This window comes from Candidatus Methanoliparum sp. LAM-1 (genome assembly GCF_020885915.1).
In the GTDB taxonomy this organism is placed as follows: domain Archaea; phylum Halobacteriota; class Methanoliparia; order Methanoliparales; family Methanoliparaceae; genus Methanoliparum; species Methanoliparum thermophilum.
Map to the genome: position 1 here is coordinate 217,773 of NZ_AP025251.1, position 24,761 is coordinate 242,533.

Below are 24,761 nucleotides of genomic sequence, written 5' to 3' on the forward strand. Positions count from 1 at the left end.
CTTAGAGCATCGAATTTACAAGGAGCTGAGAGTATTTATGCTGAGGATCTTCAAGTATTTGGTCTGTCAGCCCCATTTCTACAATTCTTCCATTCTTCATAACAATTGTGCGGTGGGCCAGAAGCCTTATAACCCTCAGATCATGAGATACAATAATCATCGATATTCCCAGCTGCCTTTGCAACTGCCGGATAAGGTCCAAAACCCTTGCCTGAACGGATACATCCAATCCGGTAGTAACTTCATCCAAAAACAATATTGCCGGATTATTTGCAAGTGCCTTCGAAATCTGCACTCTCTGCTGCATGCCTCCGCTGAAATTTCCCGGAGGGTCGTCTATCCTTTCTGTGGATATTTCAGTCTTTGTCAGTAACTCCGTAGATCGGTCACGTATCTTTTTTATATTATAAATGCCTGCCATCAGAAGTTTTTCTGCAATGTTCCCACCGCAGGAAAAATCAAAATTAAGGCCTCTTTGAGGATTCTGGTACACTATACCCATCAGATTGCTGCGCATGTAACGTTTTTTCTGGGAGCTTTCCGAAAAAATATTCACTTTTCCCTCTTCAAAGCATGATATATATGCTTCACCGCCCGTAGGCCGAACATCAAAATACAGGCATTGCACAATGGTGCTTTTGCCCGATCCGCTCTCACCCACAATACCGAGTATTTCGCCTTCGTTGAGGTCAAAACTAATATCAGCACACGCAACGATTGAACCACAGACAGGGCAAATATTACTCTCTACCTCTGGTCCGGTTAATTCCAGACAACGGCCGCACGGTTTTTTTCCATGTATAAGATTCAGGTCTTTTACGCTTAATATTTTCTTTTTACTCATGGCTTACCTTCTTTCGTGCCGAGACTTTGGAACAATAGCTTGTATCAGAGCAAATATATGTTTTTTGCCCCGTTTCGCTGTTAAATATTTCATCGAGAAATGTATCGGTACTTCCGCATAATGAGCAGGCTTTACCATCAAAGCTTTCAACATTGAATTTGAAATCATCAAATTCAAGCGGTTCTACCCTTGTATATGGAGGTATCGCATAAATTCTTTTTTCACGGCCTGCGCCGAATAAATACAAGGTTTCTGCCATATGCAGCTTTGGAACATCCCATCTTGGAATTGGAGAAGGGTCCATAATATACCTTCCGTTTACTTTTACCGGATACCTGGCTCCTATGGTAATTTCACCCCATTTGACAATTTCTTCATATAAATACACCCATAGCTTGCTGTAATTCATTTCGGCGTGCATCTCTCTCGTAACAGCTTCGCTTGGCTCAACCGTCCTTAAAACCTCAGGATATGGAACCTGAAAAACCAATATTTGGTTCTCGCCCATCTTTTCTTCCGGTATCCTGTGCCGGGTTTGAATAATGGTGGCTTTCAGTGTATCCTCCGTAATTTCCACCCCGGTAGTCTTTTGGATAAACCTTTTAAGATTAACCGCATTTACGCTGAAATCGCATCCCTGGTCAATTACCTTTAAAATATCATCCGGCCCTATCAGGGACAATGTGATTTGAAGCCCTCCAGTGCCCCATCCCCTGGCAATAGGCAGCTCTCTTGAGCCGAACGGAACCTGATAGCCGGGTATGGCTACAGCCTTCAAAATCTTACGGCGTATTTCCCTTTTTGAATTTTCGTCTATAAACCCAAAATTGTATTTACGATTTTTTCTCTTCAAAACATCATTCATATCATTCATCTCCCCCTCTTTTCTTCCTGGTTGCCCTTATCCTGTCAAGATCGGACTGGAAGGTAATATAATGGGGAAGCTTCCAATGTGCGCAGAAGCCGGAGGATTCTATACCATCAATATGGGAAAGCACAAACTCCTGATCCTCCGCCGGAACCTTTGGTTTTTCAGCCTGCATTGTCCTATCCAGAATCGCCATGGAGATGGCTTTCAGCTCATTATGTCCGAAGCAAAATCCGTACCCTATGGTAAATCTTGGTTTGTCGGTTTTATCCTTTGAAATAAAACGGGCGATTACCTCTGCTTCTGTTACCAGAACTTCACCGGCGTATATCTCTTCACCGTTTTTATTTATATAAACGGGTACATAACCGACCCGTAATTCACCCAGTGTCGGATGAATATCACCATAACCTCTCATACTGGTATAGGCTATCATCAGCATCCCACCTGTTTCACCGCGTGCCATGGCCTGAAGTCTTCCACTTCTTGCAAGGGGATAGGCAACTGCCTCACGGGTAATATCAAAAGGCTCCTCAAATTCTTGTTTTTTACTGTCAATAACAAGTCCTTCTTTTCTCAAAAGATCGACTACCTTTGGAAACATTCCTATATCTTCATTCGACAGCTTTTTATACTCTAATTCGCTTTCGTGTAAAAACCTTTTTATATGAGATTTATTCTCGCTATCCAGCTCAAAATTTAAAAGCCTCTGGGTATAATCTCTTGATGGTCCCAGATACTGTCCACCCGGTATGTCCTTAAATGCAGCTGAAATCCTTCTAATTATCCTCATTTGAGTCGTTTTTACAGGCAGGGAATAATGTGTGCGTGAAATTGTTGAGGAAAAAGCCCTTAATATGAAAGATGCTTCTATAGTATCCCCTTCTGATTGCTTTAAAGCAAGGGCTGCGTGATAGGGAGCATATAAAGAACCCTCACCAACTACCTTATCAACGGCAAGCCTGAATTGTTCCTGTATCTGACGGACTTGTACAGGGCTTGATCCGCCTTTCAGCCTGAAAAAGTCCAAGAGCTTTTCTGAATTTTCAATGGCTTCCAGACCGCCTTTTACTGCTACATAACCCATTTAGTCAACCTCCACTTCTATTTTGACAGTCCTTGGCAAGCAAAGCACATTCCCATAATCATCTATAAGAATGACATCTATTCCAAGGGGATACTCAGCATTTCTCTGTTTTATCAGATCAATGTTTTGCAAATTCAAGCCTTCAACTGCTGCAAAGGAGTAATCTTTTATTCCCGGTCCCTGAAGCCTCAGTCTGGAAGCAGATAAGCTGTGCTCGGCAACAGCCCTGATAATTGAATCAACAGCCATTATTACGGTACAGCTGTCGTCTGGAAACTGAAGTGTACCTTTTTTTAACCGGAGAATTTCATGATTCAATTCATTTCCCCTGGCTATATAAAAGTCGGCAGACTGAATTTCCGATATAATACTTCCGGTAAATTCGGCTACATCCTTTTTAAACTGCTCGCCCATTTGTGCCGACATACTGAAAGTTACTTCATTATCCAGAAGGGTAATGAGTATTTTGAGCATGCTGTCATACTGATACCCATCCTTAATCCCGGAGAAATCATTAATATTGTTTATTTTTCCAGGTCTCGACATGCTGTCCAAAACCATTCTGAAAATTCTTTGACAATTAAAACATGATTCAAAATCTTTTAGCATTTTTATGCCTTCATAACCTCAAATTTAACCCTTGTACTTTTAATGGCGCCAAACTCCAAACATCTTTTCCTGTTTATATTATCCAGCTCTTTTTTTAAGGCTTTCAATTGCCTGTTATTGAGAGGACTGTTTGTTTTAAACACCGCTGAGAGCAGAGCTGCATAATATGCCCGTTCGTATTCATTCTCATTTATAATACATGCAAAGCCGGAAACACCATTTACCTTTACCTCGCATTCTATCGCAAAAATCTCTCCTGCATTGAAAATTGTATTTTCAACGCTTTCCTCGACTCTCATCATGATTAGGACAGGCGAAGGCTCTTTTACGATTTCAATCTCGTATGAGTCGGCTATTTCGTCAGCAAGCCGTTTCAATATATTGATCCGACCATGGCATGCAATTTGATTAATATCCTTGTTATCCAATTTATCAACCCCCAATGACTTTATTCCTGATTTTGCTGTTCACATAATCCATGATAGTGACAGTTACAAGTATGATGATCAATATGGTAGCGGTTTCTCTGTATTTGAAAAGCCTTAAGCTTGTGATAAGCTCAAACCCCAGACCGCCAGCTCCTACTATTCCAAGCACAGTAGCTTGTCTTAAATTGTGCTCCCACCTATAGAGACTGTAGGTTAAGAATTCTGGCGATATTTGAGGAACTATACCGAAAACTATGATTTGGAGTTTATGAGCTCCTGTAGCCTCAAGCGCTTCAATAACTCCCTTGTCTACATTTTCTATGGCTTCGGCGTAAAATTTCCCTAGCATCCCTGTCGAGTGAAACGCAAGCGCAAGTACTCCCGGAAACGGGCCAAGACCTACTGCTGAGACAAACACAAGCGCAAATATCAGCTCCGAGGTTGCCCTTAAAAAGTTCAGTATCTGTCTTGACAAGGTGTACCAAAAGTTGTTGGGTGTAATGTTTTTTGCCGCAAGCAACCCCAAAGGGATACTGAAAAATATTGCGAGAGTAGTTCCCCATACCGATATTTGTATGGTTTCCAGAGTGGGCTCAACCATTTTATCCAAAATGCTGAAATCGGGCGGAATCATTCTTGAGATAAAATCAGCGATGTTTGGGATACCTTCTATTATATTTATGATGCTTAAATTAACCCCAAAGGCGCTCCAAACATAAAAAGCAATAACTGCAAGAGTAAACGCAGCTTTCTTTTGGCTCAATTTAAGGAGAAAATCTTTTACCTTATACATATTTATATTCTGCCTTTCCTGTGTCTACTTGAAAAATATCCATTGGACCTTGGTCGGCAACATCACAGCTTTCATAAATCTTTTTAATATCTTCTTCATTCAGTTCGGTTACAGACTTATCAACAACAATCCTGCCGTGGTTCAAACCCACAATTCTTTCACCAAACTCATAAGCCAGATGCAAATCATGCAGGCTAACGATCACAGTTATTTTGTCTTCTCTATTAATTTTTTTTAATAGTCCCATAATCTCTTTTGAGATCTTGGGATCAAGACTGGCAACAGGTTCATCAGCAAGCAGGATTTTGGGCTTCTGAGCTATAGCCCTTGCAATACCTACTCTCTGCTGCTGTCCACCGCTAAGCTTGTCAGCACGTTCGTGAATCTTATCAAGAAGGCCTACTCTTTTCAGGCATTCTCTTGCATTTTCCAGATCATCTTTTTCAAAAATATTGATACAGGTATTCAATACATTTGAATGTCCCAGCCTTCCGCAGAGTACATTTCTTAAAACACTTGACCTTTTGACAAGGTTAAACTGCTGAAATATCATACTCACCTTTTTTCTGATTTGCCGTACAGTGTCCTTGCAGTCCGATACCTTGATGCCATCAACCGTTACCTGTCCATCGCATACAGCAACAAGTCCGTTGATAGTTCTTAACAACGTTGATTTCCCTGCACCGCTCAAACCAAGAAGTATGACAAATTCGCCTTCCTTGATTTCAAGGTTTATACCTTTTAAAACCTCAAGATTGCCAAATTTCTTACGTATATTTTCAAGCTTGATCATTCTTAAGCCCTCCATTTTATTAATAAAGTAATCGGGGCTAATCTTCGGAATTTAAAAATCAACCCCATTTGAAAAATATAAAAATTAATTCATTTTGGATAAATCAAGGTTCAGAATTTTTGCCACGTCTCTGATGGGGTCATATTCGCTATCCTTGGCTTCATCATACCTGATTATTTTTCCATAGCCCGATAGAGCTTCCTTGCTTTCCTTATGCATTTGCAGGAAAGCATCCTTGATTTTCTTTTTCAAATCAGCAGGCAAGTCACTACGATACGCGACAGGAGATCCGGGTATCGGATCGGATTCAGCAATAATTACATTTTCGGTAGCGGAAATCAACTTTTCATTAAGCATTCTTCCATATGTGATGTCATTATCGGCGGCTGCATGAACCTTCTTATGCTTTACTGCAAGCTCTGCTGCATCATGTCCTCCGGCGTAGGTAACGCTTTTAAAATCCTTGTCGGGATCGATACCGGCTTTTTTAAACATGGCCCGTGGTATCAGGTTGCCGGATGTTGAAGCTGGATCGACAAATGCAAAATCCTTTCCTTTCAAGTCTTCCAAATTCTTAATTCCACTGTCCTTGTGAGTTACAATAATGCTCTTGTAAGTTGATTTCCCATTATCCCTTACTCCTACGGCAAAAGCTTCCGCATCTGCCTTGTCAACAGCAAGCACATAGGAAAATGGTCCTAAAAATGCTATATCTATTTTTTTAGACCTCATTGCTTCTATTACTCCTGAGTAGTCGGTTGCGACAAATGGCTCAACTTTAGTGCCAAGCTTCTTTTCAAGATACTCTATTGTCGGCTTAAATTTCTTAACCATTTCCTCATTGTCTTCCGCAGGTATTAGACCGATGTTAAGAACCCTTGGGTTTGATTGTATATCTTTACTGCCAAACCATCCGCCAAGCACCGCTGCAATAACGATTATTCCAATAATGCCTATTGTCGCACCGATTGCTATTCTTTTAATCTTCGTTTCCATTTTTTATCATCATTTACCCGTAAGTCATTTGCGAAATATATACTTTTTCGACATAAACTATACATCACTGCATATATATACTTTTTCGACATAAACTATACATTACTACATAATCACAATATATCTCTATATCGATATATGTTATATATAAAACTTTAAAAACTTATAGTGATATACACCGCTTAGGTGATAACACGGAAATCAGAAAAGTTCAGATCACAGGTGGATCGTCTTATGTCATCTCACTCCCTAAGGTTTGGGCAAAATCGTTGAACATAAAGAAAAATGATCCATTAGGATTAATCACCCAATCTGATGGGACATTGCTGATTACAACGAGAATTACCGGAGAGCAAGTACAAACAACAAAGGAACTCAATGTAGATAATATAAATACGCTGAATTATTTATTCCGATGTTTAATTGGATCATATATAGCGGGGTATACCCTCATCAAAATCAAATCGAGTAAAACAATACCTCCATTTGTGAGAACAGCAGTCAGAAAGTTTACACAGATGACAATAGGACAAGAGGTCGTGGAAGAAACAAGTACTTACATTGCAGTAAAGGACTTACTCAATCCTGTAGAGATGCCGTTTAATAGCACTATTCAGAGGATGTATGTTATTGTAAAAAGTATGCACGAAGACGCCATTAGTGCATTAAAGAATAGGGATAAAATATTAGCTGAAGATATTTTATCTAGAGATAATGATGTAGATAGATTACACTGGTTGGTTGCACGCCAGCACAACATAGTGTCAAGAAATGTAAACCTTGCTAAAAAGATGGGTGTTACAATAGAAATGGCTGAAAACTACTTTCTAATAAGCAAGGCTATAGAGAGCATTGGAGACCATGCAGTTAGAATAGTAAAGAATATTCCCGATTTCACTGACAAGAAAGTAGACAAGAAAATTATTGATACTATTGCATCAGCTAGCAATCTTGCTTTGGAGATTTCGATAAAAGTATAGAGTCATTCATTAAAAGAGATATGAGGTCATCCAATGAAAACATTGAGTCTTTAACAAAGCTTGCATCTCTCTGCGAAGAAATTAATACTCTCGCATTGCAACAGAAGAGTGCAATAGCAATTCAAGTGGGTTATATAGCAGAGAGTATCAGGAGAACAGGAGAATATGCCGGAGATCTATCCGAATGCGTGATTAATCATTTGACCTGGGCGAAGGCATAAGACCAGCGGGCTCTGGCATTTCATATAACGGGCGGGGGATATGAGAAGTTGCCGAAGGCAATTTGGGTGAACGAAGTGAGCCATATGGCCCGTGTTATATGACCTGAAGACCTATATTAATACACAAACGACAGCCCTTATGTAAAATTCTATGACATTCATTCCATACTAAATTAAGGTTATTAATATTTCTTCATAAGAATCATTATAACCTATCTGCTTCCCGCTTCCATAATCCTTTAACTGCCAATATGGGGAGAGGTGATAATGAGATGGACAGTTCTATCTGGGACTTCTTTCATCTGCCTTGAATCGCCAATTATTATTTTGTGCAGTGTATCCATGTGATCCTCTCAAACTTATAGTATTCCGCCTGCGCCTCCATGCCTCATACTTCATTTATTCCACTCAATGCGCGCAGTTCCAACACATCTTGCATGCGCGTAAGATAGAGCCGTGTAAACCATACAATCGTTAGAGTCATTATTACAATAGTCAAGATAGTCCTGATTCCATGCCCTATCATCTGTGTAGATGGTGAGAAGCTCATTGGAATGATTACCACGTTCATAAGAACTATCAGTATCAACCCTAATAACCATATTATGAATATGTCAGGGAAGTGAGTTTTGAAGAAATGCAGACATCCCCTGAAGCCTTCAATCACCGAAAGATCTTCAATAACAATCGCGTACTTGACCATTGAGCACACAATGCTGATTATGAATATATAGCATCCCCATATCAACAGTCCCGATGCCAGCAGCATGAGACTGTCAAATGATTCGTCAGCAGCATTCAGGCCAGGTGCAAGAGCTATTACGCCCATAAAAGTTATGGTGTTGATGATAACATTCGATAACATTATCCTGGTGTAATATTTTCTTCCATAAGTAACTATGTCCCTGATAGTTACTTTTCTGGATTCAGTTGCCTTTAATGCCATACTAATAGAGCTTGGTATGAAAAAAGAGTTTATTATTGTTGATGCTATTATGTAGAATGCAAACGCGTAGATGAATATGCGCGCTACATCAAATAACAATGCAGGTGATTCCAGAAAGAGAGTCATATAATCAGCATTTTCCGGGAGTCTGTCGATAAAACCTGTGAGCATGTAACCGAATATTGATGCAAGCATTGCGAAAGAGAAAAGCTGCTGTAACACGACGGGAGTTGTTATGCGGAGATTATGCCTCCACGTATTGAAACCCTCGTGTATTAGGGTACGAATGTTCTCTCCATTATTCCTGGCAATTGCTATAATTATACCCTCCTAGATAACTTTCTGACATTTTTGCTGAGGTATAGGTCGGTCAACCATACTGTCCCAAGCGGCTCAATGATTATAATGGATGTTGCGAAATTTAGAGCAAACAGAACTGGTGCAATGTATGGAATATATGCAAATAACGCAGTCATTACATAAAGTGCTGCATAGAGTGATATGATTATAAGCCATACAATGGTTACCTCAGCCTTGTTGCTCATGAAGAAATAAAATGCCCTGCGAATTCCATCAAGGGGGCCAACATCGTCCAGCACAATAACATAGTTCGTCATAACAAGTATCAGGCTGATAACTGCAATATAAATCAGCCAGGTCAATAAACCAAGAACAAAAGGCATAGTATTGAGCATAATATCGACTAATGCGAATGCGCCGCCACCAGAAATATTAATCATGCTGGGCTCGCCTTCAAGAAGTGATGTTACTGCAACATATTCTGGAAGTATAAATACTACACCAAGCCTCACTACAAGACCGATTGCAATATCTGCCAGGAAGATATTAACCACAGAGTGCCTGCCATTATCTACCATGTCCATTATAGTGGCATTACCTCTATCTATAGCTGCCCTAGCCATGCCAACAGCACTTCCAATAAAGAAAGATCCAATCAGAAGAATGATTATGAGCAGTATTACGGCAGCAGTAAGTAGTAACATACCCATCATGCCAGTACTCACCCCAATATGGGAATTCAGGGATAATGGGCTACCTCCCGGAGTGACCTCTTCAACACTGGTATACAGCATCAGATATAACAATAGAAGAGCGAATGCAAAGATCGATCCGGCTCCCAGCACATATGGAATACATATATTGGTATTGTTCTTCCAGACCCTGAAACCATGGGATAGAATACTACCTATGTCGTCAGCAGAGTCTATTGAATCTGATGTCATTCAGATATCACTCTCGGGCCCCAGTCTCAGTTATAATACCATGCAATATAACCTATTAAAACATGGGCTCTGTAAAAACCTTTGTCTGATTTAGCCTTTTCTTGTAGTCGATTGTTTTAAGTTGCAATCCTCCAATAGTGTTTACTATACAACCAATAAAAACACCACCGGGGATGGATGGTTAGTTTGTAAGAGCAGGTACATATATTTTGTTGAAATAGCCGCGAATGTCGTGAGGAGTGCAAGAGTTCCTTTGTACTCCTGCAAATACTCTAAGAAAACCTATAACCAACATCAGCTGGTTTCACCAGTGACCATGCCAGCCATTATTACTCTCAGAGAATGGGGAAAGACAGGAAGAGTTTCCTTAAGAGACCGGTATATCTGCTGACACTAAAAGCCAGTTAATTCTGGTATGCAAAATCAGCAAAACCCCAGTGCACGATGTCAAGCGTGCACGAACCTAGCTGAAAAACACTAACAGAGCTAGGGCCAGCAACACCTAGATTGTGGAAGGGATATGATTCAGAGGATATTCACAAACTTGTGCGGGAAGAACCAGGGTCAAAGTCAGTATGGAGAGGAGGTCAATCAAAGAAAATACCGAAACCAACTCAAAGAAACCCGGATAAAACTCATTATATACAACATAGATAGACATATGAAACAAAGTATTTAATTTATGCTGGGAGGATCTCTACGGAGCCAAATTACCCACTAAGACCTACTAAGGCGCTGTATAGCTAATTTTCTTCAGCCACCCAGGTATAGGCTCAATAATTTTTTCAACAGGTTCTGCAAGCCCTGTATTCAGCAGGGAACCCGGAGCCTTTAGAGTAATCCATAATGCACAGCGAACCTCTTCTCACAGAAGTAGCTGCATTGGTTCCGTCATTCAATTTTTCTTTTGATAGATTAAGATAAGGTAATACTGGGGCTGCATAGCTCTTATAAATGAATATCATAAACTTTGTGAATGGTACAGACCATTCAGGTATTCTTAATGTGGATAGAATGAGGTTATCTTTCCCATTAAAGTCAGCGATATTATGACAGACCGCTGCTGCAAGCAAGCTACAGCATAGAATGCTACCATCCATCCCTGGCTGCCTCCTGCTAGGGCTACTTTTCCTCCAAACCGCTTTTTTGCATAATCAATCACTGCAAGCATATCATCAACAATCTCATTTATGGTATAATCTCCTCCTGAACCGGTGCTGCAGCCGTGTCCATATGTATTTGGAATCCATTTGAATCAATATAGTCCTCTTCTATGGGATTGACATTGATTCCCAATCCTGTGAAGAAGCACTGGTCAATAAACCCGGGGGCATGTCGGTTTAAAAACATGGCTTTGAAAACTTTTTATTACTTCTTCATCAGGAGGTTTTTGAGCCGTGATCAGACGGCTGGTTATATACTAAAAAATGTGAAATAGCACAGCAGCAGGGATGATGAATAACAAGATAGTTCTTTCATAAAAGAGCCGCCTCACATGTTATCACTCTATTATTTAACTTTCCCTATATAAGTATGAATCAAATCATTCGAAGGTCAAGTAAGCTAATAAGAAAAGCTAATAAGAAGGAAATGCATAGAAACATAAGAATGTAAAGAGAGATGTAGGTCTTTGGATTATGGGGGGCCAATATACCTAAGATTTTTTAGTTTTTGATATCCAGATAGAGCAATAAAGCACGGACTGAATAAAAAAGAGGTGGGGATCAGATTAAGCAGTCTATAATCTCTATAATAATACTGGTAATCTTCTTAATCCTGCTCTCTTCATGCGGCTGTATTGCACCTCCGCATGACGATAGCAGTGAAAAAATGAAGGTTGCCGTGAGCATACCTCCTCTCGCAGAATTCGTGGAAAAGGTGGGTGGAGATAAAGTTAAAGTAACCATTCTTATACCTCCTTGTATAAATAAATTGAGTAGGAATTATGAATGTCGGAAAAATAGATCTTAAAAATCCGTTAATTTTGGCATCTGGGATTTTAGGAAGCACAGGATCGTCTCTTAATCGCATTGCTAAATTAGGAGCTGGAGCAGTAGTGACAAAATCGATAGGGGCCACACCAAGAGAGGGGCATCCTGGTCCTGTATTAATAAAAACAGATACAGGATTTTTAAATGCCATCGGATTACCAAACCCATCATACAAATATTTTATAGAAGAACTGAACGATTTTAATAGGTATTGTCCTTTAATAATAAGTGTATTTGGGGCGAATAGATCGGAATTAGTAAAGATCTTGAAGAATCTTGAAGAATATGCAGACGCTTTCGAGCTGAACTTAAGCTGTCCTAACGTGAAAGGTTACGGTATGGATATAGGAAAAGATCCTATCTTCGTTGAAAATATCACCAGAGAGATCAAAAAAATTACTAATAAGCCATTATGGGTAAAACTGACTTCTAACGTGGAGGATATAACAAAAATAGGAGTTGCTGCTGAGAATGGTGGCGCAGATGCCGTTGTTGCTATAAATACAGTAAAAGGATTGGGTATAGATACAGAATCTGGTTATCCTCTGCTTGGAAACGTTTATGGAGGTTTATCTGGAAGAATGATCAGACCAATAGGTCTGATCTCTGTATATTCGCTTTATAAAAAATTAAAGATACCTATAATTGGTGTAGGTGGTATTGAAAATTATAAAGATGCTATAGAATACTTTATGGCAGGTGCAAGAGCGGTGGAGATAGGAAGCGGTGTTTATAATAACATAAACATATTTAATGAAATAAAATCAGAGCTCGATCTGTATCTAAATAAAAAAGGTATAAAATTGGAGGAATTAATTGGATTGGCACATAGAAGAGAGACCGAAGAATGTAATAATCAAAAAAGTGAAGAACGAGAACAAAGATATTAAGACGTTCTTCTTCGATAAAGATACCGCTTTAGGCTCTCCCGGTCAATATCTGATGGTCTGGATAAGAGGTATAGATGAGATACCAATATCTCTCTCTTATAAAAACGCGATAACGATTGAAAAGATTGGATCAGCAACAAGTACTTTGTTTAACCTTGATAAAAATGATTCTTTAGGATTAAGGGGACCTTTCGGGAATGGATTTGAGATTATAAAAGAATCTAAAGTTCTATTAATAGGTGGCGGGATAGGATTGGCTCCTTTATTATATTTGGCAAACGTTTTAAAAGATAATAATAACGATATAACCGTCTTGATTGGATCAAAGAATAAAAGAAAAATTTTTTTTGATAATGAATTTAGAAAGATGGCAAAGGTACATATATCTACAGAAGACGGATCCTTTGGAGTAAAGGGTAATGTTTTGGACTTATTAAAAGGATCGGTAGAAAATGTTAATATTTATGATATGATATATGCATGTGGACCGGATAAAATGATACGATCTCTCTTAGATTTTTTTAATATGGAAAATATATTAGAAAAGACACAGTTCAGTGTATCTAGGATTATAAAATGCGGCCTTGGTATATGCGGGTCTTGTTCTATAGATCCAAAGGGACTTAGAGTCTGCAGAGACGGTCCCGTCTTTTATGGTACAGATATCATAGATTCAGAGATAGGAATCTATAAAAGAAACCACGCCGGAATAAGGTACAAACTTTGATAACAAAAATAAAAAATATTATAAATAAAGGATAGATTATACGTTGGAAGAGTGATTGAATATGGATATCAAACAAGACGATAATGGGGATTTTTATTACAAATTGCCTTTTTCTTTCGATAATTTGAGGCATCCTTACGCGAATTATCATGCTAGGCCTACGTTTGGAGCTATATCTATAGATATGACTAATTCAGATTTATATAAAAAAAAAATGGCTGAAAAATACAAGAGAGATATCACATTCACATCTTTAATTATAAGATCTGCAGCACTGGCATTGAAGAATTATCCCGTATTGGCTGGTGTATGGGAGGGAAAAGACAAAATTAGATATACAAATCCCGATGAGATTAGCATTGTGGGGCCTGTCGAGGTAGGCGAGCAAGGCAGTTTTTTTTTGATAGAGAATGCCAATAAAAAAACGATTTTAGAGATTGCAGATGAATTGAGAGAACAGGTATCAGAGATAAAATCTAAAGGGATAGTAGGGTATCCTTGGCCTAAAGATAAAAAGGGAAGGTTCAGACCATTATTTGAGATAACAAATCCGGGTATGATGGGGGTTGAGTTTGGATTTACCGTTCCACGGCCTATTGCTACTAGTCTCATGATCGTATGTGCAATAAAAGAGAGACCTGTGGCAAAATCTGGTAAGGTCGTCATTAGAAAGATGATGAACTGTATTCTCTCGATAGATCATTATGCCATGTTGGCAAAGATTCCTACAAATTTTATGAATGAATTTAAAAACAATCTGGAAGATCCGTTCAATATGTTATGAAAAAATCACAGGTTTATTAATTATCTCTTCCAGAATGCCGGCATAAATAGTACCAAGACGATGAACAATTCTAACCTACCTGCAAGCATACTAAATATTAGCAACAGTTTTGCAATAGGATTAAAGAATGCAAAATTCTCAAATGGTCCTATTCTACCTAAACCAGGCCCGCAATTCTCCATAGTAGTAGCAACAGCCGAAAGAGATGTTGCTGGATCATATCCCATTAGCATCAAGATAAAGCTTATAGATACAAACAAAAGTAGATAAAGCAATACGAAACTAAAGATCTTGTTTATTATACCGTCCGATATTACCCGCCCGTTGTACTTTAATGGAATAACTGCGTTTGGATGAAGAATATGTTTAAATTCTCTGGCAATAAATTTAAATGTAAGATATACTCTCCCTGCTTTTATACCACCAGATGTAGAGCCCGTACATCCACCCAAAAGCATTAAAATCAGTAAGATAAACATAGATGAATGTGTCCAGAACGTTGTACTGGAAAAATCAACCGTACTAAAACCGGTTGCTGTTACTATACTGATAACATTGAAGGATACATACCTAAGAGATACTAAAAAATCACCGTTATTAATCTTTAATGCCAGGTTAATCGTGGTTATACCTATCGATAGTAAAACAACCGATAAATAAAATCTGAACTCTTCATCTTTAATAAAATCTTTGATTCTGCCGTTTAATGCTCTATAATGCAACGCAAAGTTTATAGACGAGAGGAACATAAAGACCATCACTATAATCTCTACAGTCAGATTATTGTAATATGCGATACTTTCCGCTCTTGGATGAAAACCGCCTGTGGATACCGTAGTAAATGTCGTACATAGAGCATCATAGAGAGGTAATCCACAGAAGAGCAATAATATAGTCTCTATAACAGTAAATAGCATATAAATCCCACAGAATATTCTGGCTGTATCCCTTATTCTTGGCCTTATCTTTTCTATAGTCATGAAAGATGCCTCTTTCTTGATAAGATGCAGACTACTTGGGGATATACTAGGAAGAACAGTAAAAAAAAAGACTATTATTCCCATTCCACCGAGCCACTGGGTCATATTTCTCCAAAAAAGCAGACCTCGAGAATAAGATTCGATATCTAACAATATTGTCGATCCGGTAGTAGTAAAACCAGACATAGCCTCGAATAACGCGTCCAATGGGGAAACAGATGCAAAAAGGTATGGCATGGATCCAAAGATCGATGCAGAAAGCCATCCTATGACAACTATAATTATAGCTTCTTTATCATAAAAACTCTCTTTATTTTGCCTATTTTTAAAAAATAAGATTAAAAATGATCCTGTTATAATAGATATTAGAATAGGGATCACAAAATATTTAATATCCTCTTTATAGTACACGCTTACAAGCAGAGGACATAACATAAATAGACCTATCATGAATATTACATATCCAAGGTCACTGAAGATTACCTTATAATTCATCCTAAAAACCTTCGGTTCTTTTCAAATCTTCGATTTGCAACAGTGTAAAACTGGATTGCATAGTGCAGACAGAAGGTGCTACGAATCTGATGATCCCTCTCAATTTTCTCAATGAATGATATTTTAATTTTTATATATAGTTTGTTATTCTCATCTAAGTAAAGATATATAAGAAAATACCTGGAATGCTCTATATTACAATAGATAACTTTCAGATCTACTAGACTTTTTGTTAAGTCTTAATAGTTAAAAAGAAATACTTATTTAAATGGATGAAAAATAATTAAAAATCGATTTATCTCTCTGATTAACGGCATTTTTAATCCTTTCACACGTCTTCCACGATGTTCTGACTATTTCTGGAAAAGTATTATATTTTTTATAAAAATCAGTCAAAAATTTGATTGTTTTAGGATCAGATGGATACCCGCTTCCAAAATCTCCATATACTCTTTTTAAATCTGCAATATGTCTCTCTCTCCATACTTTAGCTACTATGGATGCTGCGGCAACTAGTGGATATGTCTCATCTGCTTTATGTTTAGATATAATCTTTAAATCTGGTTTTACAAACTTTTCAATCAGCTTTTTTACATACATACCAAATCTATCTTCGTTAACATCCGAAGCATCCAGATAAATCACATCAGCCTCTCTCTCAAATTTTCTAATCAATCCTGCATGAGCTATCACCATAATCTCATTCATGGTATATTTGGTTCTTAATTTATCTATCTCGCTAGCAGATATCTCATAAACTTCTATTTTTGCAAAATCTTTAAATATATTATAAAACTCTTCTCTTTTTTTATTTTTTATCTTTTTAGAATCATTAAAACTGTTTTTTCCAATAAGGAGCTCCTCTATCTTTAGATAATTTATCTTATTGATCAACACTCCACCGATAAACATTGACCCCATTACAGGTCCTTTTCCTGCCTCATCGACACCTAAATAATTCATTTGTATAAACCACTTGCCATTGTACTTTTCTTATGATTATTTATAATTTTTTATACAAAAGATTATATTGTCCAAAAGTTATATTAGACGATTGTATTATCTTCAATCAGTCTTGATATGAATATTATTATAATTGGTGCGGGGTTGGTTGGTAGTTCTCTGGCAGAAGAATTAAGTGAGGATAACGATGTAGTGTTGATAGATACAGATTATGATCTCTGTAATAAACTGGACAATAGATTGGATGTTAAGGTGATAAATGGGAACGGGGCAAACATTGATGTGTTGAACGAGGCAAAAGTGAACGAAGCGGACTTTGTTATATGCACGACGAATAACAATGAGTTAAACATTTTATTATCTATAATTGCAAGATCATTCGGTGCAAAAAAGACTATTGCAAGGGTAAAAGACGTAGAATATACATCGTTGTTTATGAATAAAAAAAGGAGTACCAGCATAGATGCAATAATAAATCCGGAAATAATCACCGCGTATAAGATAATACAACTTCTTTTTATTCCAAATTCGAAGAACTTTACTCTTCTTGCATCCGACCTGATTGGTTTTTTTGAAATAACTCTCTCTAAAGATAACGATTTTGTGGGAAAAGCAATAAAAGATTGTATTTTCCCTAAATACACAATTATAGCAACAATTGGAAGAAAAGATCAGATTATGGTACCCACAGGAGATGATGTCCTACATGAAGGAGATAAACTTATCTTGATGGGCAAAAGGGATAACATCTTTGAAATAATAAAAAACATGGGTCTATTCGATCTTAAAAAAATCTTGATAATAGGCGGCGGAACGGTTGGTTTCTACCTGGCAAAGTATTTAGAAGAGAGCCATATAGATGTAAAACTTATAGAAAAAAATGAACAAAGATGCGAACTTATTGCTTCTAAACTGAATAATACAATTGTGATAAATGGGGATGGAACCGATCTTGATTTGTTAAAACAAGAAAATGCTTTTGATTACGATGTAATAATATCTGTAACGGACAATGATGAGACAAATCTGATATCTTCCCTTTTAATAAAAAAGATGGGGGCTAAAAAAGCCATAGTAAGAACCAATAAGTATAGTTACACAAATCTTTATAAGATACTTGATATAGATTTCGATGTTAGTCCAAAATTAGAAACTATACGTGCCATCAAATTCTATATAACTACGGAATTTAACTCCATTGTTAATATAAACAATAATGTAGAAGTTGTAGATTTTATCGCCAATGAAACTATGCCTATTGTGAAAGATAAATTAAAAGATTTGAAATTACCTGCGAGAATGATTGTTGGTGCGATTATTAGGAAAGGACAAATCATAATACCGAGAGGAAGCGATAAGATAAATGCTGGTGATGAAGTAATTATCTTTACAAATATAGACGAGTTTGAACAGGTTAAAAAGTTTATAAAAGGATAAAATGAATATTAATTTTAGAGAGATCGACAAAAGGCTGACGGAACTAAAGATAAAAGATAAGGATTTAGAATCGCGCAAGATTTGGGAGAGCGTATTAGATGAGAGAACCATTGTAACATTATTTAAGCTCTTAAAACGTGGTTTAATATCTTCTGTAGGTGGACCCATCTCTACCGGGAAAGAGGCAAATCTATTCCATGGGTATGGTGAAGATGATAAAGAGATTGCGATAAAGATATACCGAATAGAGACGGGGGATTTTAGAGATATGTATAAGTATATAATCGGTGATCCAAGGTTTGAAAAGGTAAAGAAATCAAGAGATGGTTTGATATATTTGTGGACGAAAAAAGAGCATAAGAATCTTAAACGAGCTTTTGAAAATGGTGTACGCGTTCCAAAACCGATAGCGTTTATGAATAATATTCTTCTAATGGAATTTATAGGAAATAATGAAAAACCTGCTCCTAAAATTAAAGATATTGAATTGAGTGAGACGGAGTTAGAGAAATCTTTTAGAAAAATAATCGATTATATGAGAACCTTATACCAAGATGCTAAGCTTGTTCATGCTGATCTGAGCGAGTATAACATCTTGTATTATAAGGGTCCTGTTTTAATAGATATGGGTCAGTCCGTTCTGAATTCTCATTTTAATGCAATTAAGTTTTTAAGACGAGATATTAAAAATATAACGCGTTTTTTTAATGATAGTGGATTGAAGAGCCCAGACGAAGAAGAGTTGCTTAAAATAATTATAGGAGAATAAAGATGGAAGCATATAACGTAACAAGTATCAAAATCCCTCTCGATAGAGTCGGAGTAGTGATCGGAAAGAATGGTGAGACTAAAAAGATGATAGAAGATCGGATGAATGTAAAATTAGAGATAGATAGTAACGATGGGATGATAAAAATATTTTATAAGGAAGGAGATCTTAATTTTTTAAAAGCAAGGGATTTTATCTATGCAATAGGAAGAGGTTTTTCGCCTACAAGAGCAATAAGGATACTTGATGACGATATGGTTATGTATGACACCATCAATCTGAGTCACCTATCTAAAAAAAATATTATGCGTATAAAAGGAAGAATAATAGGAAAGAATGGTAGCATGAGGTCTTACATCGAGAATGTGACCGGAGCTATGATATCTGTGTATGGTAGTACCATCCTTATAATCGGCTATCCACAGGAGATAAACACGGCTAAAAAAGCGATAAGTATGTTGATAGAAGGAATGCCACATGGTGTGGTATATAAATTTTTAGATAATGAGAAAATTAGGCTTAGAAAGATTAATATAGAACAGTAGCCATCTTATTTTGAGTCTGGTGCAGCAGGAACAGACATTCTCCAGTAGATGCGCATCGCTCCCTCCTATCTTTGCTAATCAAGGATCATTTTTTTTAAAGCTCACCTGATCTCAGCCCCATCTTCTATCTCTGCGATTATCTGCGCACCGTCCTCTGTTTTTAAAGGAATGTTAAAGGACAAAACCCTTCCCTTCTCTACATGCAAACCTTTCTCTTTGAGCTCTTCTATTCCAACACTTTTCTTCAGTCCAAAATAACCTACTCCAACCCTTGTACCGGGCTTCTTCTCATTCTCCGGATGAATAAGCACAACCTTGTTACTTTTCTCTGCATCTGCAGCAAGCAGCATGCCCTGTGACTCTATGCCTCTAAGCTTTGCATGCTTTAGATTTGATACTAAAACTATGCTTTTACCCAGGAGCTCTTCTGCGCTCAAATAATCCTTAAGACCTGCTACGATCTGTCTTTTTTCGTTGCCTATATTTACTTTTAAAATATATAGCTTGTCAGCCTGTGGGTGATCCTTTACCTCTTCAATTTTACCAACAACGAGCTCTATCCCCTCTAATGAGAACTTTTTATCCTCTATCTTCTTAAACAGGATCTCTGGCTTTTCGAGCGTAAAATCTTCCTTTCTCTCTTCGCAAAATTCAAATCTATCAACATCCCTTATCCCCAGCATCCTTCTTATCTTTCTGGAAGTGAATGGCAGGTAGGGTGCAAGGAGAATAGAGAGAGCATTAACTATCTGCACAGCATTGTAGATTGTATTAGCGCACTCATCTTTATCCTCTTTTATCTTCTTCCATGGCTCCTTTTCGTAAAAGTATAGATTACCGAAAGAGCTGAGAGCCATTATTCTTCTTATCCCCTCCTTAAAATGGAAGGTATCTATACTTTTTTGTACATCCTCAAATGCTTTATCTATCTCCTCTTTTACCCTTAGCTCAAGAAAACCGGAAGGCACGGATCCAAAATTCGATTTGGCAAATGTCAAAACTCTATGCACAAAGTTGCCGAGATTCGCCACAAGTTCGTTGTTGTTCTTGCTTATAAAATCTTCAAAATTAAACTCACTATCCTTTTCTTCAGGCATGTTTGATGAGAGGTAGTAGCGTATGACATCCGGCTCATATACCTTTAAAAGATCCTTTACATTTATGCTTATGCCCCTAGATTTTGATAACTTCTCCCCGCTTGCCAAGAGATACTCATTTGCAGGAACATTATCTGGAAGCTTTAGCCCTCCATGAGCTATAAGCATTCCCGGCCATATTATCGTATGAAAAGGAATGTTGTCTTTGCCAACGAAGTAATAATGTTTTGCATCCTTATCCTTCCAGTACCGCCCCCAATCTCCCCACTCTACAGCTGCTGATAGATAACCTAACACAGCCTCAAACCAGACGTATATGCGCTTATCCTCATAGCCCTCGAGATGCACTTCAATGCCCCAGTTTATATCCCTTGTTATCGCCCTGTCCTTTAACCCTGAACGCAGAAAATTTATTGTGAAATTGTAGACGTTTGGCTTTAGATCTCTCTTTATCGATTCGATGTAATCTATCAATCTCTTTTCAAGAGCACTCAGCCTGAAAAATAGATGCTTGCTCTGTCTTATCTCTGGCGTGCCTCCACAGATCCTACATCTAGGCTTTATAAGATCCTTTGGATCTAAAAGCTTACCACAGTTATCACACTGATCCCCTCTTGCACTTTCATAACTGCAGTAAGGGCATGTGCCTTCAACATAACGATCGGGCAAAAATCGATCTTCGTTTGTGCAGTAGGGCTCATCCATAAAATCCTCATAAGTGTAGCCATTTTCAATGAGCTTTTTTAAAAAATCCTGAACAACTCTTTTATGGTTCTCTGTTGATGTTTCAGTGAAAAGATCAAAGCCGATGTCTAAAGCTTCCATGACCATCGAATTCTCTCTGTGATAGAATTTAGCAACCTCGCTAGGTTTTTTACCCTCTTTTTCTGCTGTTACCATTATCGGTGTACCATGCTCGTCTGACCCGCTTACCATTAAAACATCGTTTCCTTTAAGCCTCTGATATTTAGCGAATATGCTGGCAGGTAGATAAGCTCCGGCTATGTGCCCTAGATGAAGATACGAGTTTGCGTAAGGCCAAGCAACACCTATAAACACTTTCATAGGAACGAAGATGATTTTTGTTTTATTTATAAATTCTGGCTGTTATTTATTTTTGTCGATATTTTTTAAATAAGTGGTTAGCATGGAATTAAACATTCTGCCATGGTTCGGATATCTCAGATGGAGTAGTTCGTGTAAAATTACTTTGAACCTCGCTTCTTTTGGCTCATCGAGTAATTTTTTATCGAATGTTAGTCTGCCTCTGCTTGAACAACTACCCCATTTCTTTTTCATTACACGTATATGAATCTCCTTTGGTTCAATGCCCACCTCTTTAGCCAATGTTAGAACATCTTCCTTGAACTCTGTAGGCGTTACCATTCTCCAACATCACCTCTCAAGAGTTTTATTACATTTTGGACGATCTCTGGTGCTTTATCTGTGTCAGTGAGACCATATTTAAATAAAACCTCGTAAAGTTTGGATCTAATTTTGCTCTCCTGTTTTTCGCTCTTTCGCCAATGTGGATATTTCTTTAACACCTCCAGCATCTGGTTTGCCATGGTTTCTGCAGCCTCAAAACCTTCATTTTTTAAGACCCAGTAAACTGTAAATATGTCCTCAGACATATCTTTTCTAGCCTGTTCCTTCCTATCCGAATTGATCTCCTCGATCATCTTCTTTAGCTCTTCCAGTGTTTCTAGCGTGTTTTTCTGTCTGTTTTCGTATAGTTTTACTATGTGCTCAGCTTTTTCCGCGATCGATATAAGATAGGGAGATTCTTTAGCCCATTGCTCCGCTGCCTTTTCAATACTCTTTAAAAGATTGAATATCTTCTCTATATCTGAGGCTTTACTCTCTTCAAGTTTTCTTAATGTCTCTTCATTGATTTCATAGATATCTATGGTAGGTTTTATCTCCCCGCTCTTAGTATATTCTTGGACTAATTTAGCTGTCTTTCTGGTAAATTCTTTATCAATTGAGATCCCTCTCTCATAACTTTCTTTAAGGATTCTATATATTCTTGCAAGTGTCTCATAGTCTTTGATATAAGGTCTTAAGAACGCATCGGGCGAAATAATCTCGTACATGCTTGATAATTCTTTGAAGAATTTGTAATATTCCTGTCGTTTTTCCTCAGCTCTAAAATGCTCTAGTACTGCCTCAACAGCTTTATCTCCTGTTTTATCCTTGATGAGCACCAGGCAATCCTCTTTTGCCTTTTTCATACACTTAGCAAAGCTCTTTTTTAAAACCTCAACATCATGGACAACCCCCTCAATATCTTCAGAATCAAATGCCAAAGCCTTTTCAAGGTTATCAAATATGCCAACAAAATCGAGAACAAAACCGGATATCTTTTTTCTTCCCTCATCTTCATAAGGTCTATTAACCCTTGCTATAGCTTGTAAAAGGACATGATCCCTCATCGGCTTATCTAGATACATACAATATAAAATAGGGGCATCAAAACCTGTGAGCAATTTCTCTGTTACAATTAATATCTTGGGCAGTTCATCAGGCTTTCTAAATGCTCTTCTTATTCTTCTCTCTTCGCTCTCGGATAGATGGTATTTAGATATCTCAGGAGGATCATTAGCAGAAGGGCTATAAACAACCTTTGAATACTCAGCTGGCAGGTATTTATCCAATTCTTCTTTGTAAAGAGCACAAGCCTCTCTATCTACGGCTACTAGAAAAGCCTTGTATCCCATAGGTTCGATGTATTCTTTGTAATGATCTGCAACATATTTAGCTACTTTCTCAACTCTTTCCTTATTTTTAAGCATATTTTTGAGCGTTACTGCCTTATCTAAAACTTTATTGAGCGTTTCAACATCGTTTATACCCTGCGCATCTGCAAGATCAAAAAATTCTTTTTCTAGCGTCTCTTTATCAACTCTTAATTCATTTGGAGCAAGCGTGTAATGTAAGGGCACAGTTGTACCATCAGCTATAGATTCTGCTATGCTGTATTTATCCAGGTATCCTTTGGGTGGGTCATCCCTGCCAAATACGATAAAGGTCCCTTTGCTATAACTGGTTTTATCGATCGGAGTTCCTGTAAAGCCGATGTATGTCGCATTGGGAAGCGCACCAGTCAAATAATTACCGAGTGTTCCTCCAGTAGTTCTATGCGCTTCATCCACCAGGACAAAAATATTTTCTCGGGTGTTAATGTTCTTGGGTATTCCATCAAACTTGTGGATCATCGTGACAATAAGACCCCTCCTATCACTTTCAAGAAGCTCCTGCAGATGTTTCTTGCTTTCTGCAACCTCAACAGATTCAATACCAAGAGACCGCAGATTCCCGAATAACTGGCTTTCAAGTTCGTTCCTATCCACTAGCATGATGACCGTCGGGTTTTCAAATATGGGATTATCTATGATCTTCTGTGCAGCGACTATCATCGTATAGGTCTTTCCAGAGCCCTGGGTATGCCATATGAGTGCTCTCCGCTTTTCTGTATCCTCTGCTCTTTTTATCACCTTCTCAACAGCCCTCATCTGATGCGGCCTTAGAACAACCTTTTTAAGCTCATTATCCTGTCTGGTAAAGAGTATAAAATCAAGAAGAACTTTGATAATCCTGCTTTTCTCCAAGAAGGTTTTAACGAGATTTTCATAGTTATCTTCCGCTTCTTCTTTCCAGTTAAAAAGAAGCTTTTCCGACTCGTTCCATGTTACACTATAATAGAACTTTGAAAGATTTATTAGAGCATAGATCTGCAGGATCGCTAAAAGCTCGGGGCATTCCCTGTGATATCTCTTAACCTGTTCTAAAGCAATGCTTATACCGTCTAACTTATGAGCAGCTTTTGTTTCAATCAGTAAAACAGGAACGCCGTTTATGAGAAAGACAATATCAGGCCGAATCGTCTTTGTTCCGTTTGTGAATGTAAACTCATCCGTTACCTGGAATATATTCCTGTTTATATTCTCAGTATCAAAAAACTTTACGTTTCGCTCCCGCTTTTCACTCGGAACGAATACAGTTTTGAGACCTTTGAGGTATTCCCATGCAATGAAATTGCCCTCTATATTTGGCGGGATCCTCTCCAAGCTCTTGATGATCTCCTCTGCATGAATATGATTCATGAACGGATTGAGCCTTTGCAATTGGTTTATGAATATGTCTTTAAATATAAAGCCAGTTTTTCCTCCCCTTAACCTTAGCGCCTCGTCCGGGCTTATGTATTCCCATCCGATCTCTGTAGCATACTTTATCAAAGGGTCTTGAACAGCGGTTCTTTCCCCTCCTATCAT

At 37.9% G+C, this 24,761-nt stretch carries 23 protein-coding genes and 2 pseudogenes; 7 read left to right on the top strand and 18 right to left on the bottom strand.

The window, feature by feature from the left end; genetic code table 11:
- Position 1: 1 nt before the first annotated feature.
- The 8 genes from LPC15_RS01230 to phnD form a co-directional block, all read right to left on the bottom strand.
- Positions 2–844 carry an ATP-binding cassette domain-containing protein gene (locus tag LPC15_RS01230; RefSeq protein ID WP_229234892.1) on the bottom strand — a complete coding sequence of 281 codons (843 nt, stop codon included), beginning with the start codon at positions 842–844 and terminating at the stop codon, positions 2–4.
- The gene (locus tag LPC15_RS01235) at positions 837–1,709 is read right to left on the bottom strand and encodes an alpha-D-ribose 1-methylphosphonate 5-phosphate C-P-lyase PhnJ (RefSeq protein WP_229234893.1); all 873 of its coding nucleotides are present in this window, start codon (positions 1,707–1,709) and stop codon (positions 837–839) included. The genes LPC15_RS01230 and LPC15_RS01235 overlap by 8 nt, the downstream gene beginning before the upstream one ends.
- Position 1,710: 1 nt before the next feature.
- Positions 1,711–2,799 (bottom strand): carbon-phosphorus lyase complex subunit PhnI, encoded by a 1,089-nt coding sequence (locus LPC15_RS01240; protein WP_229234894.1) that lies wholly within the window; start codon positions 2,797–2,799, stop codon positions 1,711–1,713.
- Complete coding sequence (gene phnH, locus LPC15_RS01245; protein WP_229234895.1) at positions 2,800–3,408, bottom strand: phosphonate C-P lyase system protein PhnH; 609 nt, start codon at positions 3,406–3,408, stop codon at positions 2,800–2,802.
- A gap of 2 nt (positions 3,409–3,410) precedes the next feature.
- A complete protein-coding gene (locus LPC15_RS01250; RefSeq protein ID WP_229234896.1) occupies positions 3,411–3,836 on the bottom strand; it encodes a phosphonate C-P lyase system protein PhnG in 426 nt (141 codons plus the stop codon).
- A 4-nt stretch (positions 3,837–3,840) separates the two neighbouring features.
- Positions 3,841–4,629: a phosphonate ABC transporter, permease protein PhnE gene (gene phnE, locus LPC15_RS01255; RefSeq protein ID WP_229234897.1), complete on the bottom strand. Its 789-nt coding sequence runs from the start codon at positions 4,627–4,629 to the stop codon at positions 3,841–3,843.
- Positions 4,622–5,422 carry a phosphonate ABC transporter ATP-binding protein gene (gene phnC, locus LPC15_RS01260; RefSeq protein WP_229234898.1) on the bottom strand — a complete coding sequence of 267 codons (801 nt, stop codon included), beginning with the start codon at positions 5,420–5,422 and terminating at the stop codon, positions 4,622–4,624. The genes phnE and phnC overlap by 8 nt, the downstream gene beginning before the upstream one ends.
- 84 nt (positions 5,423–5,506) lie before the next feature.
- Positions 5,507–6,418 (bottom strand): phosphonate ABC transporter substrate-binding protein, encoded by a 912-nt coding sequence (gene phnD / locus LPC15_RS01265; RefSeq protein WP_229234899.1) that lies wholly within the window; start codon positions 6,416–6,418, stop codon positions 5,507–5,509.
- A 269-nt stretch (positions 6,419–6,687) separates the two neighbouring features.
- Here phnD and LPC15_RS01270 point away from each other — a divergent pair, with 269 nt between their 5' ends.
- The gene (locus tag LPC15_RS01270; RefSeq protein ID WP_229234900.1) at positions 6,688–7,398 is read left to right on the top strand and encodes a PhoU domain-containing protein; all 711 of its coding nucleotides are present in this window, start codon (positions 6,688–6,690) and stop codon (positions 7,396–7,398) included.
- 324 nt (positions 7,399–7,722) lie between these two features.
- Here the strand turns inward: LPC15_RS01270 and LPC15_RS06975 are convergent.
- The 4 genes and pseudogenes from LPC15_RS06975 to LPC15_RS01290 form a co-directional block, all read right to left on the bottom strand.
- Positions 7,723–7,963: pseudogene (locus LPC15_RS06975) on the bottom strand (DNA methyltransferase); the annotation flags it as partial.
- Positions 7,964–8,007: 44 nt separating this feature from the next.
- Positions 8,008–8,760 carry a hypothetical protein gene (locus LPC15_RS01275; RefSeq protein WP_229234901.1) on the bottom strand — a complete coding sequence of 251 codons (753 nt, stop codon included), beginning with the start codon at positions 8,758–8,760 and terminating at the stop codon, positions 8,008–8,010.
- Between the two features lie 125 nt (positions 8,761–8,885).
- The gene (locus tag LPC15_RS01280) at positions 8,886–9,809 is read right to left on the bottom strand and encodes a hypothetical protein (RefSeq protein WP_229234902.1); all 924 of its coding nucleotides are present in this window, start codon (positions 9,807–9,809) and stop codon (positions 8,886–8,888) included.
- A 785-nt stretch (positions 9,810–10,594) separates the two neighbouring features.
- Positions 10,595–10,909 carry a hypothetical protein gene (locus LPC15_RS01290; protein ID WP_229234903.1) on the bottom strand — a complete coding sequence of 105 codons (315 nt, stop codon included), beginning with the start codon at positions 10,907–10,909 and terminating at the stop codon, positions 10,595–10,597.
- An 845-nt stretch (positions 10,910–11,754) separates the two neighbouring features.
- Here LPC15_RS01290 and LPC15_RS01295 point away from each other — a divergent pair.
- The 3 genes from LPC15_RS01295 to LPC15_RS01305 all read left to right on the top strand — a co-directional run bounded on the left by LPC15_RS01295 (position 11,755) and on the right by LPC15_RS01305 (position 14,201).
- Positions 11,755–12,690, top strand: a complete 936-nt coding sequence (locus LPC15_RS01295; RefSeq protein WP_229234904.1) for a dihydroorotate dehydrogenase — start codon at positions 11,755–11,757, stop codon at positions 12,688–12,690.
- Positions 12,617–13,417, top strand: a complete 801-nt coding sequence (locus LPC15_RS01300) for a dihydroorotate dehydrogenase electron transfer subunit (protein ID WP_229234905.1) — start codon at positions 12,617–12,619, stop codon at positions 13,415–13,417. The genes LPC15_RS01295 and LPC15_RS01300 overlap by 74 nt, the downstream gene beginning before the upstream one ends.
- Positions 13,418–13,478: 61 nt before the next feature.
- Positions 13,479–14,201, top strand: coding sequence for a 2-oxo acid dehydrogenase subunit E2 (locus LPC15_RS01305; protein ID WP_229234906.1), 723 nt, complete (start codon positions 13,479–13,481; stop codon positions 14,199–14,201).
- A 20-nt stretch (positions 14,202–14,221) separates the two neighbouring features.
- Here LPC15_RS01305 and LPC15_RS01310 read toward each other — a convergent pair whose 3' ends face one another.
- A complete protein-coding gene (locus LPC15_RS01310; RefSeq protein WP_229234907.1) occupies positions 14,222–15,676 on the bottom strand; it encodes a TrkH family potassium uptake protein in 1,455 nt (484 codons plus the stop codon).
- A 264-nt stretch (positions 15,677–15,940) separates the two neighbouring features.
- A complete protein-coding gene (rnhB, locus tag LPC15_RS01315) occupies positions 15,941–16,639 on the bottom strand; it encodes a ribonuclease HII (protein WP_229234908.1) in 699 nt (232 codons plus the stop codon).
- A 117-nt stretch (positions 16,640–16,756) separates the two neighbouring features.
- Here rnhB and trkA point away from each other — a divergent pair, with 117 nt between their 5' ends.
- Genes trkA through LPC15_RS01330 form a run of 3 tightly spaced genes read left to right on the top strand, consistent with a single transcriptional unit; the run spans position 16,757 to position 19,390 of the window.
- Positions 16,757–18,076 carry a Trk system potassium transporter TrkA gene (gene trkA / locus LPC15_RS01320; protein WP_229234909.1) on the top strand — a complete coding sequence of 440 codons (1,320 nt, stop codon included), beginning with the start codon at positions 16,757–16,759 and terminating at the stop codon, positions 18,074–18,076.
- 1 nt (position 18,077) lies between these two features.
- Positions 18,078–18,845, top strand: a complete 768-nt coding sequence (locus LPC15_RS01325) for a serine protein kinase RIO (protein WP_229234910.1) — start codon at positions 18,078–18,080, stop codon at positions 18,843–18,845.
- A gap of 2 nt (positions 18,846–18,847) precedes the next feature.
- Complete coding sequence (locus LPC15_RS01330; protein WP_229234911.1) at positions 18,848–19,390, top strand: KH domain-containing protein; 543 nt, start codon at positions 18,848–18,850, stop codon at positions 19,388–19,390.
- On the opposite strand, the pseudogene LPC15_RS06980 reads toward LPC15_RS01330, so the two are convergent.
- The 4 genes and pseudogenes from LPC15_RS06980 to LPC15_RS01345 form a co-directional block, all read right to left on the bottom strand.
- Positions 19,343–19,462, bottom strand: a pseudogene (locus tag LPC15_RS06980) (hypothetical protein); the annotation flags it as partial. The gene LPC15_RS01330 and the pseudogene LPC15_RS06980 overlap by 48 nt on opposite strands.
- A gap of 29 nt (positions 19,463–19,491) precedes the next feature.
- Positions 19,492–21,552, bottom strand: a complete 2,061-nt coding sequence (metG, locus tag LPC15_RS01335; RefSeq protein WP_229234912.1) for a methionine--tRNA ligase — start codon at positions 21,550–21,552, stop codon at positions 19,492–19,494.
- A 42-nt stretch (positions 21,553–21,594) separates the two neighbouring features.
- Positions 21,595–21,873, bottom strand: a complete 279-nt coding sequence (locus tag LPC15_RS01340; protein WP_229234913.1) for a M48 family metallopeptidase — start codon at positions 21,871–21,873, stop codon at positions 21,595–21,597.
- Positions 21,867–24,761, bottom strand: coding sequence for a type I restriction endonuclease subunit R (locus LPC15_RS01345; protein WP_229234914.1), 2,895 nt, complete (start codon positions 24,759–24,761; stop codon positions 21,867–21,869). Before LPC15_RS01345 ends, LPC15_RS01340 begins: the two co-directional genes overlap by 7 nt.

Coding starts and splice junctions, on each gene's coding strand:
- trkA (WP_229234909.1), top strand. CDS start 16,757: ATGAATATTATTATAATTGGTGCGGGGTTGGTTGGTAGTTCTCTGGCA.
- LPC15_RS01325 (WP_229234910.1), top strand. CDS start 18,078: ATGAATATTAATTTTAGAGAGATCGACAAAAGGCTGACGGAACTAAAG.
- phnD (WP_229234899.1), bottom strand. CDS start 6,418: ATGGAAACGAAGATTAAAAGAATAGCAATCGGTGCGACAATAGGCATT.
- LPC15_RS01340 (WP_229234913.1), bottom strand. CDS start 21,873: ATGGTAACGCCTACAGAGTTCAAGGAAGATGTTCTAACATTGGCTAAA.
- LPC15_RS01235 (WP_229234893.1), bottom strand. CDS start 1,709: ATGAATGATGTTTTGAAGAGAAAAAATCGTAAATACAATTTTGGGTTT.
- LPC15_RS01290 (WP_229234903.1), bottom strand. CDS start 10,909: ATGGATGGTAGCATTCTATGCTGTAGCTTGCTTGCAGCAGCGGTCTGT.
- LPC15_RS01240 (WP_229234894.1), bottom strand. CDS start 2,799: ATGGGTTATGTAGCAGTAAAAGGCGGTCTGGAAGCCATTGAAAATTCA.
- LPC15_RS01310 (WP_229234907.1), bottom strand. CDS start 15,676: ATGAATTATAAGGTAATCTTCAGTGACCTTGGATATGTAATATTCATG.
- phnE (WP_229234897.1), bottom strand. CDS start 4,629: ATGTATAAGGTAAAAGATTTTCTCCTTAAATTGAGCCAAAAGAAAGCT.
- LPC15_RS01305 (WP_229234906.1), top strand. CDS start 13,479: ATGGATATCAAACAAGACGATAATGGGGATTTTTATTACAAATTGCCT.
- LPC15_RS01295 (WP_229234904.1), top strand. CDS start 11,755: ATGAATGTCGGAAAAATAGATCTTAAAAATCCGTTAATTTTGGCATCT.
- LPC15_RS01280 (WP_229234902.1), bottom strand. CDS start 9,809: ATGACATCAGATTCAATAGACTCTGCTGACGACATAGGTAGTATTCTA.
- LPC15_RS01330 (WP_229234911.1), top strand. CDS start 18,848: ATGGAAGCATATAACGTAACAAGTATCAAAATCCCTCTCGATAGAGTC.
- phnH (WP_229234895.1), bottom strand. CDS start 3,408: ATGCTAAAAGATTTTGAATCATGTTTTAATTGTCAAAGAATTTTCAGA.
- LPC15_RS01230 (WP_229234892.1), bottom strand. CDS start 844: ATGAGTAAAAAGAAAATATTAAGCGTAAAAGACCTGAATCTTATACAT.
- LPC15_RS01275 (WP_229234901.1), bottom strand. CDS start 8,760: ATGCTTGCATCAATATTCGGTTACATGCTCACAGGTTTTATCGACAGA.
- metG (WP_229234912.1), bottom strand. CDS start 21,552: ATGAAAGTGTTTATAGGTGTTGCTTGGCCTTACGCAAACTCGTATCTT.
- rnhB (WP_229234908.1), bottom strand. CDS start 16,639: ATGAATTATTTAGGTGTCGATGAGGCAGGAAAAGGACCTGTAATGGGG.
- LPC15_RS01345 (WP_229234914.1), bottom strand. CDS start 24,761: ATGATAGGAGGGGAAAGAACCGCTGTTCAAGACCCTTTGATAAAGTAT.
- phnC (WP_229234898.1), bottom strand. CDS start 5,422: ATGATCAAGCTTGAAAATATACGTAAGAAATTTGGCAATCTTGAGGTT.